The sequence below is a fragment of the Labrys sp. Lb11 genome (assembly GCF_057554225.1).
In genome coordinates this window covers 205,615-222,509 of the sequence record NZ_BAAJOT010000002.1, presented here as the reverse complement: position 1 = coordinate 222,509, position 16,895 = coordinate 205,615, and the positions used below count along the sequence as shown (strand labels likewise).

Here is a 16,895-nt window from a genome sequence, read left to right as displayed (position 1 = left end):
TGGAGCCTGTCGTCAAGCTGGCTGGAGCAGGGTGGTCTGATCCAGCTTGGCCAGCTCGAGGGCGAGATAGCGTCGTCCATCCGCGATCAGGGTGTCCGCGAAGGTCTTGACCTTCAGCGGCACCAGCCGCCGTGCCGGGTAGAGCACGGCCAGGGTGGACGGCGGCGGCGGACAGCTTTCCAGGACAGGGACGAGGCGGCCTTGGGTCAGAGCATCGGCAATCTCGAACACCGGCTTCAGGATGATGCCGCGGCCGTCGATGGCCCATTGGGTCAGCACGTCGCCGTCGTCCGCGTCGAGATGGCCGGAGATCTGGACGTTGATCTCCTCGCCGTTCTGCATCAGCGTCCAGCGGAACTCGCGCGAGCCGGGAAAGCGCAGCAGCAGGCATTTGTGCCGGGAGAGGTCGGCGGGCGTCATCGGCACGCCGGCGCCCTGGAGATAGGCGGGCGAGGCGCAGAGGATGCGCTGCGTGTCGGCGATCTTGCGCATGATCATGCTGGAATCGGCCATGCTGGTGTATTGCAGCGCCAGGTCGACGGACTCGGCGATGAGGTCGAGCCGGCGCTCGGACAGGCGCAGCTGCACGTCGATCTGGGGGTGGTTGTCCTGGTAGGATGCGGCCGTGGCCGCCACCAGCCGGCGGCCGAGGCCGAGCGGAGCGGCGACGCGGATGGCGCCGCGCGGCATGGCGCCGAGCTCGCCGATATTGGCCTCGGCGCTCTCGATGATCTGCAGGGCGTCGATGACGTGGTCGTAGAAGATGCGCCCCTGTTCGGTCAGGCTCATGTTGCGGGTCGTGCGATTGAACAGGCGGCAACCCAGATGCGTCTCCAGCGTCTGGATGCGATGGCTGATGACGTTGGCGGACACGCGCAGGCGGCGGCCCGCCTCCGAAAAGCTGCCGGCTTCGACGGCTCGCGCGAAGGACCGGAAATTCTCAAGCATGGGGCACGCTCCTGCGAAAGAGCGGACGCGGTTCGGGCCGCGCCGCTTGCGCCGCCGGCCGCGAGGGCCGATGGCGCTATGATGCATGGCCGCGCCGGACGGCACGGCCGGACGTTCCTTCCATCGCCGGAGCGCGCCTGACACCGGCGCGCCGACGGTGTGACGAGATACCAGACAGAGAAACGGCAGGTCCGCAAGCGCGGGCCGCGGCCAAGGGAGAACAAGAATGGAGATGGTGCTGTACGAGTGGGCCAGCATGCTGCTGCGCTGGGTCCACGTGATCACCGGCATCGCCTGGATCGGCTCGTCGTTTTATTTCATGCATCTGGACGCCAGCATGCGCCGGACCCCCGCCATCCCCGAGGGCCAAGGCGGCGAAGCCTGGGAAGTGCACGGCGGCGGTTTCTACCAAGTGCGCAAGTACCTGGTCGCCCCGGACTTCCTGCCGGCCGAGCTGACCTGGCACAAATGGCAGTCCTACTCGACCTGGCTGAGCGGCTTCTGCCTGCTGATCTGGGTCTACTACTCCCAGTCCAAGTTGCTGCTGATCGACCCCTCCGTGCGCGACCTCTCGACCGGCGCGGCCCTGGCCATCGGCATCGGCGGCCTGGCCGCCGGCTGGCTGGTCTACGACTTCCTGTGCAAGTCGGCGCTCGGCAAGAGTGACGTGGCGCTGGCGGCCGTCGGCTTCGTCTTCGTCGTCGCCATGGCCTGGTTCTTCCAGCACATGTTCTCGGCGCGCGGCGCCTTCATCCACACCGGCGCGCTGATGGCGACGATGATGTCGGCGAACGTGTTCTTCATCATCATTCCCAACCAGCACAAGGTGATCGCGGCCCTCAAGGCCGGCCAGGTCCCCGACCCGGCGCTCGGCAAGGCCGCCAAGCAGCGCTCGTCCCACAACAACTACCTGACGCTGCCCGTCCTGTTCCTGATGCTGTCGAACCACTATCCGCTGACCTACTCGACGCCCTACGCCTTCGTCGTGGTCGGCCTGATCCTGGTCGCCGGCGCCCTGGTCCGCGTGTTCTACAACGAGCGCCATGCCGGCCGTGGCGACAAGTGGTGGACGTGGTGCGCGGCCGCCGTGCTGGTCTGGGCCGCCCTGTGGATCAGCGCCCATACCTCGCCCGCCTTCCGCGACACCTTCAATCTCGGCGCCCTGCCGGAGGCCGCGACAACCGTCGCGGCCGCCAAGGCGCCGGAGCCCGTCGCCGACGTGGTGCGGGCGCGCTGCGCCATGTGCCATTCCTCCCAGCCGGCCTGGCAGGGCATCGACGTCGCGCCCAAGGGCGTGAAGCTCGACACGCCCGAGCAGGTGGCCCGCCACGCCGACGAGATCCTCGTCCAGGCGGTGATGACCCACGCCATGCCGCCCAACAACGTCACGGAGATGTCGATGGAGGAGCGCCACGTCCTGCGCGACTGGCTGCTGCAGCGCCGCAAGGCGGCCGAGGCCCCGGCCCCGGCCAGGCTGGCGCTGCGCGCCGGCGCCGTCCGCGAATAGGCGCGTCGGTCCGCCTGTCGCATCGTCCATCGTCACGATCAGGTCGAGCGCCGACTGCCCGCCAAGCCATTCATGCCGCGAGCCGTCCTGATGCAGCAGCATCCCAGGCAGCGGCCGGCGCGGACGCTTGCCGCCGATGCGCCCCGCGCCGCTTCGCCTGCTCCAGCAACCCCCGCGAATGCAGGAACGTCTTCGTCCAGGTGTAGCCCCAGGTGAACTGGTGGTCGCGCACCAGGTGCTCGTGAAAATGCTTCGCCGTGAAGCCGCTGTCGCGATGGCGATAAAGCGCCTCGACCTCGTCCTCCCAATCCCGCGGAACCCGCTTGCTTGACACCTTGCCGAGCCGACGGTCCGAAAGCCCGGCCTCCCCGTCCTCCTCATAACGCCGACACCACCGACGGAACGTCCGCTCCCCAACCACCAGCAATTCCGCCGCCTCCAACTGACTGAACTCAGACGCCTCGTACCGACCCAAAACATCCAAAAACTTGATCATACGCACACCCTGAAGGGCTTCCGTCCGGCCCATTCCGAGCCTCAAAAAGCTCCGAACCTACCGGACAGATCGGGCGCTACATAAACCGGTCATATCATGTGCTGCCGACACCAGCCCTTCTGTGTCCTTGCCGCGCAAAATACGTATATGATATAATAGGTTGACGCCGATTTTGGGGTGACTGCCATGGCAGGCAAGGTACTTGCTGCAACATTCGCCACCCTGTGCATGTTGTATGTCGAGAGTTCAGTTGCCCGGGAAGAACATTTTTCTCCAGACGCGGTTGTTCACACGATATACAGTCGAAAACCTGGAGATGTTCGTAGATTTTTGTCGAAAGACATCATAGGAATCCAGAATTCGGTATCTCCGAGCTGGCTCTATGGTGGATTTTATCCTGATGCGCCAAAAGTCAGGATCACACGTCTAAGCGAAGCCGCCGAGCAGGCGTCTGTTCAGGTCGACATAGACCTACCCATCAACGGCTCTCCCCATCTTCGCCGGACGCTGCATCTGAGGAAGATAGGTAATTCCTGGACGGTTGATCACGTCCGCCTCGATACGCCCGAAGGACGCGATATTCCCTGATCCAATGCCAGATGCAATGGGAAAGGATTCGCAGATGATGACGATGAAACGAGCCATGTCGTGTCTTCTCGTTGGGCTGACGTTTGCGATGATGACGGGCAACGCGCATGCGGCTCGCCGGGTCAAAATAGACTGCTGGAAGCGTCTGAGCGATGGTGACATTCACATAGACACGAGTAAACACCCGGAATTGAATTCCGGGTTTAAAGTCCTGAGTTATAAAGCGAACCGTAAAACGGACGAATGGAGCTACGGCTCGTGTGTCGTCGAGGCTCGCCGCTAGGAAAATTCGCCAACGGGGACAATTCCCGTAATTCGTGCTTGCGATCCCTCGTGGGATGCGGCCCGCCAGAATCCAAAAAAGCATTCCGATAGCGCGGAATTTTGACGAACTGGTATCGATTGTTGGGGAGATTGGAAGGTAATGAAGAGCGCACTTATTCTCTCTAAGGGCGCTGGGTTTTTTAAAATACTAAAGAAAAATGTAAAATCGTGACATAAAGAAACAAGTCGCATTTACTTGATGGACGACTCGGATGAGTCCATAAAGATCGACATGGGTAATGGCGCATATTTAATTATCTACGATCGTTGTGATTGTGGAATCTATATAAATATATAGTTTTCCCGGATATAGGTGGGATGCGGATGGTCTGCATCTTTCCATAATTGTGGCATTACTCGTGGTGTCCGCTCCGATGTTCCTGCCGGCTCCGCCCGTATCCCGTTGTGGCATTGTCGCCTCCGAACGCATCTCTCCTGCTTGGCGAGACGAGGTCTCGCCAGTCTCGAAGACTGCCGGAGCAGCATAGGAGGAGGGGGAGGTCGTATCTTGCTATCGGCGGCGACCGGCTCCTGCCGGATCGACGAAAATCCCGCTCCCGATCCCCAGCCGCAGACTTCCGGGCAGGCGCTGAGACAAGCCGGCAACCCGGCCGCCGCTGCGGCAAGGCAGCGAGCCGCCGCCGCCGGTCGCCGCCACGATCCGCGTGCGGCTGCCGGCGATCATCGCGCCGTGCCTGTTCTCGCTCCACCCGAGGGCGGCGATGTCGAAGTCCCGGCATGGTGCCGGGACCCTCTGCCTGCCTGTTCCGCCTGCCGGTCCCGGCTGCCGCTATTCCGCGGCTTTCCGCAGCGTGGCGCGGTTTTCCGGCGTATCGTCCGGCTCGGAGGTCCCGAAGACCGCTGCCAGCCAATGGCCGTCCGTCGGATTGGGGAACAGGATATATTTGTTGCCGAAAAGCGCCTTGTCTTCCTCCATCTTGGCTATGCGGCCGGCCACGTCGCCCTTCAGGTAATATTTGCGCCTGAAATCGTTCAGATTGTCGCCCAGGAAGGTCACGACGTCATAGCTCGCCAGGATCTCGTCCTGCCGCTTTTCCTTGTTGGAGGTGTCGCGCAGGACCGTGAGATTGGCATCCTTCAGCGGCAAGCCCGCGGCGCGAAGATTGCCGGCCACGAACTCGGTCGTGCGCTCGCCCTGGTCGCGGCTGGTGACATAGAAGATCTCCACGCCCTTGGCCTCGGCATATTTCAGGAAATCGGCGGCTCCGGGCGACGCCTGGAATTCGTTCTTCGGAACCCATGCATCCCATGTCGGATCGTCGAAGAACGCCTTGTCGCTCTTGACGATCATGCGCCAGTAGGCCAGCGGCAGCAGCACCGTATCGTCGACGTCGGTCACCACCGCCAGCGGCTTGTCGCCATCCTTGCGCCTGGCCAGCGCCGCATCCAGCCTTTCGCGGGCGATATTGAAACCCTGATAATACAGGGCGCGATATTCGGCCGCCGTCTGTTTCCAGGCGGTGGCATAGAGCAGCGGGTTTGCCGCGGCGTCGGCCGCAGCGGCCGCCTGGGGGGCAATGAGGCCCCCGATCATCAGGGCTGCAGCCAATGCCGGCTGCTTGAATGATGGCAATCCGAGCGCGTCCACGAAGATCCTCCCTCGATCATGGTCTCACCTGCGCCATCTCGCGTCGGCCGGGCGGCGGATGTCGTCCGAATCCGGCGGCGCCGCTGAACCGCGCTCCCTGCTCCGGCCTGTGAAAAGGCGAGGCCTACCTTATCGGCATCGCTCGAGAAGGTGCGGTCGAATTGAGGCCTTCCGGAAACATCCGCTGTTGCCGGAGGGGGCTGCCGCGGTGAAATCTGCCGCGCGGATGATATGGACCCCGCCTGCGCCGGACGCGATGGCGGCCCCCGCCGCGATGAAATGGGTGGGGGGAGGACGAGGTGGGGGCTTCGGAATGAGGCTCGTCCTGCACGACCCCCATCCCTTGCCCTTCCCCGCAAGGGGGAAGGGATCGCCAGGCGTCGCGATCGATTCTCTATTGTCCGACGTCTCCTGACCGTGCAGCAGAACGTCGCGGGGCCTGGCGGGCCTGGCGACCGCGCGCGGCGTCAGGACAGCAGGTCGGCCAGCGTGGCGGCGACGACCTCCGTGGCCTTGACGAGGTCGGGCAGATAGAGCCGCTCGTCGGCGCGGTGAGCGTTGGCTTCCTCGATGGTGCGCGGGCCGGCGCCGTAGAGCACGATCGGCACGCCATGCGCCGCATAGTGGCGGGCGTCGGTGTAGAGCGGCACGCCGGCGGTGCCGACCTCGACGCCGAAGACGCGGGTGGCATGACGGGACAGCAACGCGCTGAGCTTCTCCGAGCCGGGCAGCGGCTTCAGCGGTTCGGCCAGCAGGATGCGCCGCACCTCGACCTTGGCGGCCGGCGTCGCCCTGGCGGCGCCTTCGATCACCTGGCGCAGCTCCTGCTCGACGCCCGCTCCATCCTCCTCCGGGATCATGCGGCGGTCGAGGCGGAAGCTGACGCGGTCGGGCACGACATTGGTGTTGATGCCACCCGAGATCAGGCCGACGGTCATCTGCGGCGCGCCGATCCCCGGCACGGCCGACTGGCGCGAGGCCAGCGACTGGCGCCAGGTGTAGAGCGCGCCGAGGATGGCGGTGGAAGCCTCCAGCGCGTCGACGCCGGTGTAGGGCTTGGCGGCGTGGGCCGAGCGGCCGCGCACCTCCACCTCCAGATGCAGGCAGCCGTTGTGGGCGTTGACGACGGCGTAGGAGAAGCCGGCCGCCAGGGCGAGGTCCGGCTTGGTCAGGCCTTCCGACAGCAGCCAGCCCGGGCCGATCTCGCCGCCGGCCTCCTCGTCATAGGTCAGGTGCAGCTCGACCGTGCCCTTGAGCGGGGTCGGCAGGCGCTGCAGCGCCAGCAGGGCCCAGACATAGGTGGCGAAGTCCGACTTGGACACGGCGACGCCGCGGCCGACCATCCAGCCGTCGACGATCTCGGCGCCGTAGGGATCGCGCGTCCAGCCCTCGCCCGGCGGCACGACGTCGCCGTGGGCGTTGAGGGCGATCACCGGCCCGGGGCCGAAGCGGCGGCGGACGATCAGGTTGACGGCGGTGATCATGCCCTTGGAGCGGGTCAGCTCGGCCGGGACCGGGTGGCGCTCGACCTCGAAGCCGAGCTCCTCCAGCAGGGCGGCGGCGCGGGCGGCGTGCGGGGCGCAGTCGCCCGGCGGGTTGTCGGAGGGCGTGCGCACGAGCTCGGCGAGGAACGCCGTCTGCCGGGACTGCTCGTCCTGGAGGAAGCGGTGGATGATGTCGAGATTGCTCGGATCGGTGCTCATGAACGCGGGCTTTCGGGGGAGGGAAGAGCGGAAAGGGCGGCCGGCAGGCGGCGCAGGAAAGCGACGAGGACGTCCACGGCCTCGCCGACATCGTCGCCGCGCACCGATTCCGCCGGATTGTGGCTGATGCCGCCGAGGCAGCGCACGAACAGCATGGCGATCGGGCAGAGCGCGATCATCGCCAGGCCGTCATGGCCGGCGCCGCTCGGCAGCAGCCGGACGGTGCGGCCGCTGGCGCGCACGGCCTCGGCCAGGACCTCCGTCAGCCGGGGATCGCAGGTCGCGGCCGGCGCCTCGTAGCTGGTCGTCCAGGAGACGGCGACGGTGCGGCGGGCGGCGATGGCCTCGAGCCGCTCGCTCAAGGTGGCGAGGGCGGCGAGGCGCGTGGCGTCGTCGGGGCTGCGCAGGTCGACGGTGAAGCGCGCGCCGTAGGGGATGACGTTGACGGCGCCGGGCTGGAACGAGCAGGAACCGACGGTGGCGACGAGCTCCGCCCCGCCGAGCGCCACGTCCTCGACGGCGAGGATCATCTCGGCCGCCGCGGCGCCGGCGTCCGAGCGCAGCGCCATCGGCACGGTGCCGGCATGGCCGGCCTTGCCGCCGACTTCGACCACCAGGCGGCTGGCGCCGGCAATGGCGGTGACGATGCCGACCGGCAGGTCCTCGGCTTCCAGCACCGGGCCCTGCTCGATATGCACCTCGACATAGCCGAGGGTCTTCGCCGGGTCGCGGCCGAGCCGGGACACGGCGGCGGGATCGCAGCCGAAGGAGCGCAGGGCCTCGCGCAGGCTGACGCCCTCGGCGTCGGTGGAGTCGAGGGTGGCGGGGTCGAAGACGCCGGCGAGGGCGCGCGAGCCGGTGAGCGTCACGGGGAAGCGCACGCCCTCCTCGTCGCCGAAGGCGGCGACGTCGATGGCGAAGGGCAGGCGGACGCCGGCCTCGTGCAGCGCCGCCACCGCCTCGATGGCGACGACCACGCCGAGATTGCCGTCATAGCGCCCAGCCTTGCGCACCGTGTCGATATGCGAGCCGAGGATCAGCACCGGCGCGTCGGGCGCGGCGCCGGCATAGCGGCCGATCACGCTCGCCGCCGCGTCCATGTGCACCGCCATGCCGGCCTCGGCCATCCAGGCCGAGACCGTGTCGGCGGCGACGCGGTGCTCGGGCGTCAGGTAGAGGCGGGTCAGCCCGTCGGTATCGCTGGAGCAGCGGCCGAGCTCGTCGAGCCGCGCCATGACGCGGGCGGATCGAGCGGCGGCGCCGAGGGATGTGTGGGCGGACATGTCAGGCGTTCTTTGCTGCTGGGGCATCGGGCTGGCCGGGGGTGGTCACCAGCACGGCGCGGAAGTCGTTGACATTGGTCATGGTCGGCCCGGTCACCACCTGGTCGCCGAGGCGGCCGAACAGGGTGTGGGCGTCGTTGTCGAGGAGCGAGGCCACCGGGTCGATGCCCAGGGCCCGCGCCCGCTCCAGGGTGGTCGGGTCGATCACCGCGCCGGCGACCTCCTCGGCGCCGTCGATGCCGTCGGTGTCGCCGGCGATGGCGTGGACGCCGGCGGCGCCGCCGAGCTTGACGGCGAGCGACAGGAGATATTCGACGTTGCGGCCGCCGCGGCCGCCGCCGCGCACGGTCACGGTGGTCTCGCCGCCGGAGATCAGCACGCAGGGCGCCGCCGCCGGCTGGCCGTGGGCGAGCACCTGCCGGGCGATGCCGGCCATGACGATGCCGACGTCGCGCGCCTCGCCCTCAAGGGAATCGCCGAGGATCAGCGGGGTGACGCCGGCCTGCCGCGCCACCGCCGCCGCCGCCTCCAGCGACTGCTGGGGCGAGGCGATCAGGTGGCTTTCGCTGCGGGCGAGCCGCGGATCGCCGGGCTTGGGCGTCTCGCGGGCGGCCGCCTCGAGATGGGCGATGGCCCGGGCCGGTTCGGCGATGCCGTAGCGCGCCAGGATGGCCCGCGCCTCGGCGAAGGTCGTCGGATCGGCGACCGTCGGTCCGGAGGCGATGGCGGCGAGGTCGTCGCCGGGCACGTCGGAGATGATCAGGGAGACGACGCGGGCCGGCCAGGCCGCCGCCGCCAGCTGCCCGCCCTTGATGGCGGACAGGTGCTTGCGCACGCAGTTCATCGCCTCGATCGGCGCGCCGGACTTGAGGAGCTGGGTGTTGATCGCCTGCTTGTCCGCGAGCGTCAGGCCCTCGGCCGGCAGGCAGAGCAGGGCCGAGCCGCCGCCGGAGATCAGGGCGATGACGAGGTCGTCTTCGCCGGCTTCCTCCGCCAGCTTCAGGATGCGGGCCGCGGCGGCCTCGCCGGCCGCGTCCGGCACGGGGTGGGCGGCTTCGACCACCTCGATGTGCCGGCAGGGCACGTCGGCGTGGCCGTAGCGCGTCACCACCAGCCCGCTGACCGGGCCGGGCCAGTTGTCCTCGACCGCCTTGGCCATGGCCGCGGCTGCCTTGCCGGCGCCCAGGACGATGGTGCGCCCGCGCGGCGGCTCAGGCAGATGCGGGGGCAGGCAGGTGGCGGGCGTCGCCGCTGCCACCGCGGCCTCGAACATCGATTGCAGCAAGGCGCGCGGGGGCATGGGATGTCCTCTCTCAGGCGACGGGGGCGCCGATTTCATGGTTGGCCAGGAGCTCCAGCGCCTTGACCATGCCGGAATGATCCCAATGAGCGCCGCCGCGGGCGGCGCAGGCACTGAACAGTTCCTGCGCCAGCGCGGTGCTGGGCAGGGATACGCCGAGCTGGCGGGCGCTGGTCAGGGCCAGGTTGAGATCCTTCTGGTGCAGGGCGATGCGGAAGCCGGGGTCGAAAGTCCGCTTTACCATGCGATCGCCGTGAACTTCCAGAATGCGCGAAGCGGCGAATCCGCCCATCAGCGCTTGACGCACCTTGGCCGGATCGGCGCCGGCCTTCGAGGCGAAGACCAGGGCCTCGCCCACGGCCTCGATGGTGAGGGCGACGATGATCTGGTTGGCGACCTTGGTGGTCTGGCCGTCGCCGTTGCCGCCGACCAGGGTGATGTTCTTGCCCATGGCCTCGAACAGCGGTTTGACCCGGTCGAACGCCGCCTGCGGGCCGCCGACCATGATGGTGAGCGAGGCGGCCTTGGCGCCGACCTCGCCGCCGGAGACCGGAGCGTCGAGGTAGTCGACGCCGAGCTTGTTGATGCGGGCGGCGAAGGCCTTGGTGGCCACGGGCGAGATCGAGCTCATGTCGACCACGGTCTTGCCGGCCGAGAGGCCCTCGGCGACGCCGCCGGCGCCGAACAGCGCGGTTTCCACGTCCGGCGTGTCGGGCACCATGGTGATGATGATGTCGGCCTTGCGGGCGACGTCGGCCGCCGTGTCGCAGGCGGTGCCGCCGGCGCTCAGCAGGTCCTCGGGAATGCCGCCCAGCGAGTTGAGGAACAGCTTGTGGCCGGCCTTGATCAGGTGCCCGGCCATCGGGCCGCCCATGATTCCCAGTCCGACGAAACCGATATTCATTGTCGTGCCATCCTTCGGCAAAGAGGTGATGTGTTCGACGGCCCGTCCGGGCCCGAGGGTTCGTTCGCGAACAGGCAAAGCGATCGGACGCCGTGTCTGTCGGCTTTGATTGCGGTCGTGCGGGACGCCACGGTTCCGGCCCCGCCGCGACGCCCGCGTCTTCCCTCCCCCTTGTGGGGAGGGATGAAGGGTGGGGGGCGTGCAGGAGACGACGAGCCCCATGCCGACGACCCCCACCCCCTTACCCCTCCCCGCAAGGGGGAGGGGAGCGGCCGGCGTCGCGCCTCAGCCTTGCCTGCGGTCGTGCGGGACGCCACGGTTCCGGCCTCGCCGCGACGCTGGTGTCTTCCCTCCCCGCAAGGGGGAGGGGAGCGGCAGGCGTCGCGCTTGAAACTGTCGTCCGCGAACGGAAGCTTGGCCGCCTCCCGGCCGGTCAGATCGGCGCGCCGGCGCGGGCCGCCTGGAACCAGCCCAGGCCCGCTTCCGTCGTGCCCGCCGGGCGGTACTCGCAGCCGACCCAGCCGGCATAGCCGAGCCGGTCGAGCCACCTGAACAGGAAGTCGTAGTTGATCTCGCCGGTGCCGGGTTCGTTGCGGCCGGGATTGTCGGCGAGCTGGACGTGCCAGATCTGCGGCAGATAAGCCTCGATGCGGCGGGCGAGGTCGCCCTCCATGATCTGCATGTGGTAGATGTCGTACTGGATGCCGAGATTGTCGGAGCCGACATCGGCGAGGATGCCGGCCGCCTGCTCGGTCCGCGTCAGGAAGAAGCCGGGAATGTCGCGGGTGTTGATCGGCTCGATGACCAGGCGGATGCCGGCTTCGCCGAGCTTGCCGGCGGCGTAGCGGATGTTCTCCACGAAGATGCGGCGGGCTTCCTGCGGATCGACAGCCGCCGGGGCGATGCCGGCCAGGCAGTTGATCAGGCGGCAGTCGAGCGCCCCGGCATAGTCGATCGCCTGGGCGACGCCGTCGCGGAACTCCTCCTGCCGGCCGGGCAGGCAGGCGATGCCGCGCTCGCCGGCGGCCCAGTCGCCGGCCGGGAGATTGTGCAGAACCTGGGTCAGCTTGTGCTCGGCGAGCGCGCCGGCCAGGTCCTTCTTGTCGAAGGCGTAGGGGAACAGATACTCCACGCCGGTGAAGCCGCTGCGGGCGGCCGCGGCGAAGCGCTCGAGGAACGGCACCTCGTTGTAGAGCATCGTCAGGTTGGCGCAAAAACGGGGCATGCGGGGCATCCTGCTGGTGGGCGGAACCGGGCGGGGCGGCCCGGTTCGGTTGGGTCAATCCAAGAGGGCGATGGCGGTCGGCGCGTCCTCGGTCTGGAGCGCCAGGTCCTCGAACTCGGTGACCTTGTCGAGCTCGGTGCCCATGGCGACGTTGGTGACGCGCTCCAGGATCACCTCGACCACCACCGGAACCCGGTGCGTGGCGGCCAGGCGCTTGGCTTCCTCGAAGGCGGGCAGCAGCTGCTCGGGATCGGTGACGCGCAGCGCCTTGACGCCGAGGCCCTCGGCCACCTTGACGTGGTCGACGCCGTAGGCGCCCAGCTCCGGCGTGTTCTGGTTCTCGAACGAGAGCTGCACGCAGTAGTCCATGTTGAAGCCGCGCTGCGACTGGCGGATCAGGCCGAGATAGGCGTTGTTCACCAGCACGTGCACATAGGGCAGGCTGAACTGCGCCCCGACCGCCAGTTCCTCGATCAGGAACTGGAAGTCGTAGTCGCCGGAGATGGCGACGATCGGGCTGTCGGGATCGGCGGCGCGCACGCCGAGGGTCGCCGGCAGGGTCCAGCCGAGCGGGCCGGCCTGGCCGCAATTGATCCAGCCGCGCGGCTTGTAGACATGCAGGAACTGCGCCGCCGCGATCTGCGACAGGCCGATGGTCGAGACATAGGTGGTGTCGCGGCCGAAGGCCCGGTTCATCTCCTCGTAGACGCGCTGCGGCTTGATCGGCGTCTCGGTGAAGTGGGTGCGGCGCAGCATGGTGCGCTTGCGCTCGCGGCACTCGTTCACCCAGGTGCCGCGATCCTTGAGCGCGCCGCTCGCCTTGAGTTCCCGCGCCGCTTCGATGAACAGGTCGAGGGCGAAGCCCGCATCCGAGGCGATGCCGTAGTCGGGCATGAAGACGCGGCCGATCTGGGTCGGCTCGATGTCGACATGCACGAACTTGCGGCCCTTGGTGTAGGTGTCGATGCCGCCGGTGTGGCGGTTGGCCCAGCGGTTGCCGATGCCGAGCACGAAGTCAGAGGCGAGCACCGTGGCGTTGCCGTAGCGGTGGCTGGTCTGCAGGCCGGCCATGCCGACCATCAGCGGATGGTCGTCGGGGATGGTGCCCCAGCCCATCAGGGTCGGCACCACCGGCACGCCGAGGATCTCGGCGAACTCGACAAGCTTGTCCGAGGCGTCGGCGTTGATGACGCCGCCGCCGGCGACGATCAGCGGCCGCTCGGCCTCCTGCAGCATGGCGATGGCCTTGTCGATCTGGGCCCGCGTCGCCTTGGGCTTGTACACCGGCAGCGGCTCGTAGGTCTCCGGGTCGAACTCGATCTCCGCCGTCTGCACGTCGAAGGGCAGGTCGATCAGCACCGGACCGGGCCGGCCGGAGCGCATGATGTGGAAGGCCTGCTGGAAGGTGCCGGGCACCTGGGCGGGCTCGCGCACGGTCACCGCCCACTTGCAGACGGGCTTGGCGATCGCCTCGATGTCGACGGCCTGGAAGTCCTCCTTGTAGAGGCGGGCGCGCGGCGCCTGGCCGGTGATGCACAGGATCGGGATGGAGTCGGCCGAGGCCGAGTAGAGGCCGGTGATCATGTCGGTGCCGGCCGGGCCGGAGGTGCCGATGCAGATGCCGATATTGCCGGCCTTGGCGCGGGTGTAGCCTTCGGCCATGTGCGAGGCGGCCTCGACATGGCGCGCCAGCACGTGGCGGATGGTGTTGCGCGGCCGCAGCGCCGCATAGAGCGGGTTGATCGCCGCTCCGGGCACGCCGAAGGCGCAACGGGAGCCTTCCTTCTCGAGGATGTGGACTGCGGCTTCGGCTGCCGTCATGCGGGCCATGATGCTCTCCCTCCGGGGTCCGGCGGCTGCCCGGCCGGGTTCTCGCGCTGTCCTCAAGGGATCGCCGGGCCGGCCGGGGGCCGTACCGCGCGGTGCCGGCGTACTCGCCCGGCGCTTCCTGGAATGGACTTGAGAACCGGTGCGGGCGCTTGCGACGTGCGCTTGCCGCCTTTGTTCATGCGGAGAGTTGCACGCGGGGGATACTTTCGTCCAATATATCGTTCGGCATAATCGATACGAAAAACATATTGATCGGAGCCGGCATGGAACTGCGACACCTGCGCTACTTCATCGCCCTGGCCGAGGAACTGAGCTTCACCGCGGCGGCCCAGCGCCTCAACATCTCCCAGCCGCCCCTCAGCCAGCAGATCCGCGACCTGGAGGAGGAGCTCGGCACGCCGCTGTTCCGCCGCACCAGCCGAAAAGTGGTGCTGACCGAGGCCGGCATGGCCTTCCTCGGCCGGGCGCGCGCCATCACCGCCGAGACCGACATGGCGGTGGCGCAGATCCGGGCCATCGGCGAGGGCCGGACCGGCGCCCTCAACGTCGCGGTGACGGGCTCGATGCTGCTGGGGCCGCTGGCGCCGCTGATGGCCGAATACCAGCGCCAGGTGCCGGACGTGCTCACCGCCCTGCACGAACTGCCGCCGGAGGCGCAGGTGGCGGCGCTGCACAACCGCACCGTCGACGTCAGCTTCATGCGCCTGCCGCCGGGCGACCTCGACCTGGTGCGCGAGCGGGCCTGGCGCGAGCCGGTCGGGGTGGTGCTGCCGGCCGGCCATCCGCTGACGGCGCGCGCCAAGGTGCCGCTGGCGGCGTTGCGCGACGACGGCCACGTGTTCCTGCGCCTGAGGGATTCGCGCTTCGCCCAGTATCTGCGCGATTGCTGCGTCGAGGCCGGTTTCATGCCGCGCATCACCCAGCAGGTGGTGGAGACGCACACGCTGACCAGCCTGGTCGCGGCCGGCTTCGGGGTGGCGCTCGCGGCCCGCAGCATCAGCAACCTGCGCCGGCCGGAGATCGTCTATCGCGACCTGGAGGATCCCGCCCCCTCGGCCGACGTCAGCATCGTCTACCACCGCGACCCCGGCCCGGTGCTGACGCGCTTCCTCGCCCTGGCGCGGTCGTTCCTGGCGGAGGAGCGGAGGGTGTAGAGAATGCAGTATAGAGTACAGAAAAAGCCTGCTCCGCGCAGCGGGGAAAGTGTCAATCCGGAGGATTGACGGATGGGGTGCGGCAGGCCAGCCTGCAACTGGATTGGACTTGCACGACGGATGTGCGATATTTCCCGAAGGTCAGTCTTGCGGACCACACCCCATCCGTCGCCACGTCGTGGCGACACCTTCCCCACGTCGTGGAGAAGGCTTTTTTGTGGGCTGTTCAGCGCTGCTTCGGCTTGCTGGGCTCGCCCATGACATAGGTCTCGACCACGGCTCGGTCGTCGCCGAGGGTCAGCAGCACGAACAGTTCCTCGGCCAGGGTGCCGGCGGCCTGCATGCGGTGGGCCATGGCCGGGGTCGCCGACGAGTCGAGCACGACCGCGTCGGCCTCGTGGCCGGGCTCGAAGCTGCCGACGAGGTGGTCGATGCCGAGGGCCAGGGCGTTGCCGCGGGTCATGGCGTGGAAGGAAGCGAAGGGCGTCAGGGTCTGGCCCTGCAGCTGCAGCACCTTGTAGGCCTCGCTCATCGTCTCCAGCATGGAATAGCTGGTGCCGCCGCCGACATCGGTGGCGACGCCGATATGCACCGGCCGGCCCGGGTCGCGCATGGCGCGCCAGTCGAACAGGCCCGAGCCCAGGAAGAAGTTGGAGGTGGGGCAGAACACCGCCACCGCGCCGGCGTCGGAGAAGCGCCGGCGTTCGCTCTCGTCGAGATGGATGCAATGGCCCATCAGCGACCTGCGGCCGAGCAGGCCGTATTTCTCGTAGACGGCGGTGTAGTCGGCGCAACCGGGATAGAGCGACTTCACCGCGGCGATCTCGGCGAGGTTCTCCGAGATATGCGTCTGGACCAGGCAGTCCGGATGCTCGCGCACCAGGGCCCCGGCCGCCTCCAGTTGCCCGGGCGTCGAGGTGATGGCGAAGCGCGGGGCGATGGCATAGTGCTGGCGCCCGCGGCCGTGCCAGCGCTCGATCAGCGCCTTGCTGTCGCGGTAGCCGCTCTCGGCGGTGTCGAGCAGTGCCTCCGGCGCGTTGCGGTCCATCATCACCTTGCCGGCGGCCATGCGGGTGTTGCGGCGCTCGGATTCGACGAAGAACGCCTCGGCCGAGGCGGCGTGCACCGAGCAGAAGGCGACCGCCGTGGTGGTGCCGTTGGCGAGCAACTCGTCGAAGAAGAAGCGCGCACCGGCCGCGGCAAAGCCGGGATCGGCATATTTCTGCTCGGAGACGAAGGTGTAGGTGTTGAGCCAGTCGAGCAGCTGCGCCCCGTGCGAGGCGATCACCTGGGTCTGTGGAAAGTGGATATGCGGATCGATGAAGCCCGGCACGACCAGCTTGCCGGAGTGGTCGAGCACCGGCGTGCCCTCCGGCAGGGTCGGACGCAGCGCCGAGGTCTCGCCGACGGCGAGAATACGGCCGGCGCCGAGGACGAGCAGCCCGTCCTCGATCATGCGCACGGCGCTGCCGCCATGGTCCTCCGGCCGTTCGATGAACCACAGGAGGCGGCCGCGGATGGCGCGGTCCGGGCGGGTGCTTGCAAGGGTGGTCAAGGCGGTGGCATCCTCTTGGCTGGTCGGGGCGCATCGGCGCGGCGAGCTCCCGAAGGACACCCGCACTCGTGACGGCCGCACCGATCGACGTTTCCGAAGCGGTCTTGAGACTTTGACTTTTTATGTCCGCGGGATGTGCGGGCCCATCATGCGGGGGCCTGGCGATCCGGTTCAAGCCTGGCCGGGGCGCTGCCTCGCGCGCGTGGCTGTCCGACTGCCGGACGGCGGGCTACATAATTCGGGGAGAGCCTTCCCACTCTCGCATTTTTTTGGGAAGTCCTTCGCCGCAGCGCGATCTAGCGTCGGGGAGGTTGCGCTGGAATGATGAGAAGTCTCGACAAAAACAAGAACGTCATCATCGGGAGGATTTGCTGCCGCTCCCGGGCCGTGTCGCGCCGCGACAATCGCCCGGTGCCGTCGGCCGCTGGATGGCGTCAGCCGTCCGATCATTCACCCGTCCCGTCGACCC

Annotated in this window: 14 protein-coding genes; 4 read left to right on the top strand and 10 right to left on the bottom strand. The window is 68.1% G+C overall.

Annotated elements, in window-relative coordinates:
- Positions 1 to 12: 12 nt before the first annotated feature.
- Complete coding sequence (locus AC27L4_RS06190; RefSeq protein WP_487141180.1) at positions 13 to 948, bottom strand: LysR family transcriptional regulator; 936 nt, start codon at positions 946 to 948, stop codon at positions 13 to 15.
- Positions 949 to 1,174: 226 nt separating this feature from the next.
- Here AC27L4_RS06190 and AC27L4_RS06185 point away from each other — a divergent pair, with 226 nt between their 5' ends.
- On the top strand, positions 1,175 to 2,455 hold the full coding sequence (locus AC27L4_RS06185; RefSeq protein WP_487141178.1) for a urate hydroxylase PuuD: 1,281 nt from the start codon (positions 1,175 to 1,177) through the stop codon (positions 2,453 to 2,455).
- Between the two features lie 70 nt (positions 2,456 to 2,525).
- On the opposite strand, the gene AC27L4_RS06180 is transcribed toward AC27L4_RS06185, so the two are convergent.
- Positions 2,526 to 2,951 carry a helix-turn-helix domain-containing protein gene (locus AC27L4_RS06180; protein WP_487141177.1) on the bottom strand — a complete coding sequence of 142 codons (426 nt, stop codon included), beginning with the start codon at positions 2,949 to 2,951 and terminating at the stop codon, positions 2,526 to 2,528.
- Positions 2,952 to 3,137: 186 nt separating this feature from the next.
- Here AC27L4_RS06180 and AC27L4_RS06175 point away from each other — a divergent pair, with 186 nt between their 5' ends.
- Positions 3,138 to 3,539 carry a hypothetical protein gene (locus tag AC27L4_RS06175; RefSeq protein ID WP_487141176.1) on the top strand — a complete coding sequence of 134 codons (402 nt, stop codon included), beginning with the start codon at positions 3,138 to 3,140 and terminating at the stop codon, positions 3,537 to 3,539.
- 34 nt (positions 3,540 to 3,573) lie between these two features.
- A complete protein-coding gene (locus AC27L4_RS06170; RefSeq protein ID WP_487141175.1) occupies positions 3,574 to 3,822 on the top strand; it encodes a hypothetical protein in 249 nt (82 codons plus the stop codon).
- An 831-nt stretch (positions 3,823 to 4,653) separates the two neighbouring features.
- On the opposite strand, the gene AC27L4_RS06165 is transcribed toward AC27L4_RS06170, so the two are convergent.
- The 7 genes from AC27L4_RS06165 to gcl all read right to left on the bottom strand — a co-directional run bounded on the left by AC27L4_RS06165 (position 4,654) and on the right by gcl (position 13,717).
- Positions 4,654 to 5,418 (bottom strand): 5'-nucleotidase, lipoprotein e(P4) family, encoded by a 765-nt coding sequence (locus AC27L4_RS06165; protein ID WP_487141174.1) that lies wholly within the window; start codon positions 5,416 to 5,418, stop codon positions 4,654 to 4,656.
- Between the two features lie 521 nt (positions 5,419 to 5,939).
- Positions 5,940 to 7,175: a M20/M25/M40 family metallo-hydrolase gene (locus tag AC27L4_RS06160; RefSeq protein WP_487141173.1), complete on the bottom strand. Its 1,236-nt coding sequence runs from the start codon at positions 7,173 to 7,175 to the stop codon at positions 5,940 to 5,942.
- Positions 7,172 to 8,458: an allantoate amidohydrolase gene (locus AC27L4_RS06155; protein ID WP_487141172.1), complete on the bottom strand. Its 1,287-nt coding sequence runs from the start codon at positions 8,456 to 8,458 to the stop codon at positions 7,172 to 7,174. Before AC27L4_RS06155 ends, AC27L4_RS06160 begins: the two co-directional genes overlap by 4 nt.
- 1 nt (position 8,459) lies before the next feature.
- Complete coding sequence (locus AC27L4_RS06150; RefSeq protein ID WP_487141171.1) at positions 8,460 to 9,758, bottom strand: glycerate kinase type-2 family protein; 1,299 nt, start codon at positions 9,756 to 9,758, stop codon at positions 8,460 to 8,462.
- A 13-nt stretch (positions 9,759 to 9,771) separates the two neighbouring features.
- Complete coding sequence (gene glxR / locus AC27L4_RS06145) at positions 9,772 to 10,662, bottom strand: 2-hydroxy-3-oxopropionate reductase (protein ID WP_487141170.1); 891 nt, start codon at positions 10,660 to 10,662, stop codon at positions 9,772 to 9,774.
- A gap of 433 nt (positions 10,663 to 11,095) precedes the next feature.
- The gene (hyi, locus tag AC27L4_RS06140; protein WP_487141169.1) at positions 11,096 to 11,887 is read right to left on the bottom strand and encodes a hydroxypyruvate isomerase; all 792 of its coding nucleotides are present in this window, start codon (positions 11,885 to 11,887) and stop codon (positions 11,096 to 11,098) included.
- A gap of 54 nt (positions 11,888 to 11,941) precedes the next feature.
- On the bottom strand, positions 11,942 to 13,717 hold the full coding sequence (gcl, locus tag AC27L4_RS06135; RefSeq protein WP_487141168.1) for a glyoxylate carboligase: 1,776 nt from the start codon (positions 13,715 to 13,717) through the stop codon (positions 11,942 to 11,944).
- A 263-nt stretch (positions 13,718 to 13,980) separates the two neighbouring features.
- Here gcl and AC27L4_RS06130 point away from each other — a divergent pair, with 263 nt between their 5' ends.
- Positions 13,981 to 14,871, top strand: a complete 891-nt coding sequence (locus AC27L4_RS06130) for a LysR substrate-binding domain-containing protein (RefSeq protein ID WP_487141167.1) — start codon at positions 13,981 to 13,983, stop codon at positions 14,869 to 14,871.
- Between the two features lie 226 nt (positions 14,872 to 15,097).
- Here AC27L4_RS06130 and guaD read toward each other — a convergent pair whose 3' ends face one another.
- Positions 15,098 to 16,426 carry a guanine deaminase gene (guaD, locus tag AC27L4_RS06125; protein ID WP_487141166.1) on the bottom strand — a complete coding sequence of 443 codons (1,329 nt, stop codon included), beginning with the start codon at positions 16,424 to 16,426 and terminating at the stop codon, positions 15,098 to 15,100.
- Positions 16,427 to 16,895: the final 469 nt, after the last annotated feature.